At 51.2% G+C, this 2,909-nt stretch carries 1 protein-coding gene and 1 pseudogene; both read right to left on the bottom strand.

All coding sequences use genetic code 11. The features are described from left to right. Positions 1–1,023 (bottom strand): annotated as a pseudogene (locus AC1DXC_RS27205) (hypothetical protein); the annotation flags it as partial. Positions 1,024–1,114: 91 nt separating this feature from the next. Next, the coding region (locus tag AC1DXC_RS27200; protein WP_477462326.1) for a carboxypeptidase-like regulatory domain-containing protein at positions 1,115–2,909 on the bottom strand (1,795 nt) is incomplete at its 5' end.

Raw genomic sequence — 2,909 nt, 5'->3', positions numbered from 1 at the left:
CACGAATACGATGCGCTCATTCACGGGCTGACCATCGGCAAAGAGGGTAAACTGCACGATGCCCGATGGGAAACGCGCCTTATCTATTCCCGCGCCGAAAACAGGGGTTTTTAAGGTGCCTGCTGCGGTAAAATACACCTCGCCGCCGCTTTGGCCAACCAAAAAGAAACTGCTGTTCCGTTTGGCCTGCAATTGCTGGGCGTTGACTGATACGCGTAGGAAAAGGCTATCGGCACGGGTATTGTTTACCGATAGCACGTAGCCCGCTTCCTGCGGCTTCGGCAGTGGTACGTTAAAGGTGCGCCCGTCTGCGAGCTGTACTTTGGCTGAATAGGTTTTGCCCGGTTGCGGCAACAGGGCAAATACGCCCATGCCTGCATGCGCGCTTTCAAATTCGGCCACCAGGTTGCCGTCGTTATCTACAATGCTGCCTTTGATATTTTCGCCCGAACCGTTTGGGTTGACAGCTTTGAAAGCCACTTTGGAGCGAACGCCGTTTACCAGTTCGCCGCCCTCGGGGAAAAACTGCACATCGGGGTTCACTTTGGCCGCTATGGCAGCCACCTGGCCGGGCGTGATGCCGCCTATATTGATGCGTTGGTTGTAAAAATAATCGGCTCCGGCGTTGCGCATCCAGGTGGTATAGGCCCTGATGTTGTAGTTGCCAGGCTTCAGTTTATTGGATAAAGCAAAATCGCCCATGGCGATGCCCGAAGTTAGCCTTAGGTTGATGCGCCTAACCACCGAGTCGGTAGGACTAATCAATTCTACATACAGCACACCGCTTAACGCAGATAGCACGTGGGTTTTCCCAACCACTACATAGGCCTTAAACCAAAGGGTATCGCCGGGGATGTAGTTGGGCTTATCCAGGTGCAGATAAACCTTTTCGACGGGTTTGGCATTGTACGTAGCCTTGAGGTTGTTAACAGCGGTGCTTAAAAAGGAGCTATCCTGCTGGGCAAATGCCGATGTCGACGATACGATAATAATAAAGGATAACAGGCGGAGGGCAATCTTCATAGGGCTTAGGGTAACATCGTTTAGACAGGCCAATATACCAAGGGTTTAATCGGCAAAAAATAAAATCGCACAGGTTAACGTAAATAAATCATTACTCCACCTTATATCGGTACACCTGCCTGCCCAGCTTACCGTCATCGTCTATGCCCTCAACGATCACTCGGTAGGTGCCTTTGGTATCGGCATTAAAGTAATCGAATGTGGCGGTGCCGTCGGCCCCGGTCAGCACATCGGGTTTCCAGTATATGCCCGAGCGTAAATCCAATATGCCGCTATCTTTATTGGCTGCGGTATATTTTGGCGTGTAATAAGTACGTGCTTTATAATACCCTTTGAATGGATAGGTGATGAGCCCGGTGGGCGAATCGGCGGTTAGGTATTTGCGTTCGCTGCCGTTCTTCATGGTGATAATAAGCAATCCGCCTCCTATATCACTGCCGTATATTGACTTGGCAAAATTAGTGCGCAGTACCTCTATGCTACTCACGTCGTTAGCGTTGATGTTATTCAATTCGCTGCCCGCCAAACGGTTCCCATCAACCTCAATTACCATATCGGCATTGGCTCCCCGCGAGATATTTACAGGCGTGCCATCGGCCTTAAAGCTTATGCCGAAGAGCTTGCCGCGCAGGCAATCGGCTATGTAGGCGCAGCCGCCCCCTAGCTGATCGCCCATAATTACCTGGTCGGCGTTGCCTGGGCCATGCAGGTTTGATGAACGGGTAACTACGTTTTTCTTTACCTTTTTGGCAGTAATGTTTACCTGTTTTAGTACCGTGGTATCGGTACCTGCGCGGCGTTTGGTAGTGATAACCAAAAATGCGCTTTGTTTTTGCCCCTCCTGTATATCGCCTGCATCGCCCGCTTTCACGCTTTCAATTTCTGATGGCAGGTAGGCATAAAGGTTATCGAGGCTAACCAACGTGCCATCTAACAGGATATTGGCCGGGCCGCCTTTGCGGCCTGTAGTAGAAAGCCCGCCGTCTACTTCCTTGTAAAAGGGCAGCGCCTTCAGTACCACCTCGCGCATGGATGTGTAGCCCGCGTACTGTTTCATATCGAAAAAGCGGGTGGCCACGGTGCGTTTATCCGCATAGGGGTCGCCCTTATCCAGCTTTTTACCGCTGATGTTCACCTGCCCTAGTTGCTTGCCGTACTTCAGCGAATCATCATGCAGCTGGCTTTGGTAAGCCGCATAACTTCTTTGCAAAGCATCGGGCGACAGATCGTTATTGGCCGCATCCTGCGCGTTACTTTTGATCAGGTTAGGATAATCGGGCTGTTTTACGTAGATGGATACCCGCTTGCCGTTGTTTTGTTTGCGTGCCTGCAACACGATCTTGGCGGTATCGGACAGCGTGAGGTCGGTAAATTTAAAATTGCCGCCGGCATCGGTAACGGTATCTAATATGGTGTTTTCGCGGGTGGAAGTGAGCATCAGCTTGCCATTAGCAACTACGCCTCCGCCGGTGGTTTTGATGGTTCCCTCCAGACTAAGGTTCTTTTCGGGCTTGTTGGCTATGCGGATATCGGGTGCGGCAATGATTTGTTTCCACTCAAAGCGGCGGTAGCCCTGGGTAAGCATCAGCATATCCAGTTCGGCGCGTTTGGCATCGGTCGTGTTTACAAAGTAGTAGTTGGGCTTCTCGATATAACCCTTCAAATCGGAAGTAAGCAGCAGATGGCTGAATATAGAGCCCTCGATGGTTTCATCGGCGCCAACGCGGCTCTCGTTGATTACTGCTACCGAAAACGTGCCGGCAACCGGCTTGCCCTCATCGTTCTTTACATTAAAGCTGAGCTTCACCGGCGAACGTGCGCCGTATGTTTTGCTGTTGGATGAAAGCGCCATCTTCAGTGTATCGTTATTCTGCACGAATACGATG

The sequence above is a fragment of the Mucilaginibacter sp. P2_D11 genome (assembly GCF_056404435.1).
Note: the sequence above shows the minus strand (reverse complement) of the source record. Positions and strands in the feature narration are given on the sequence as shown.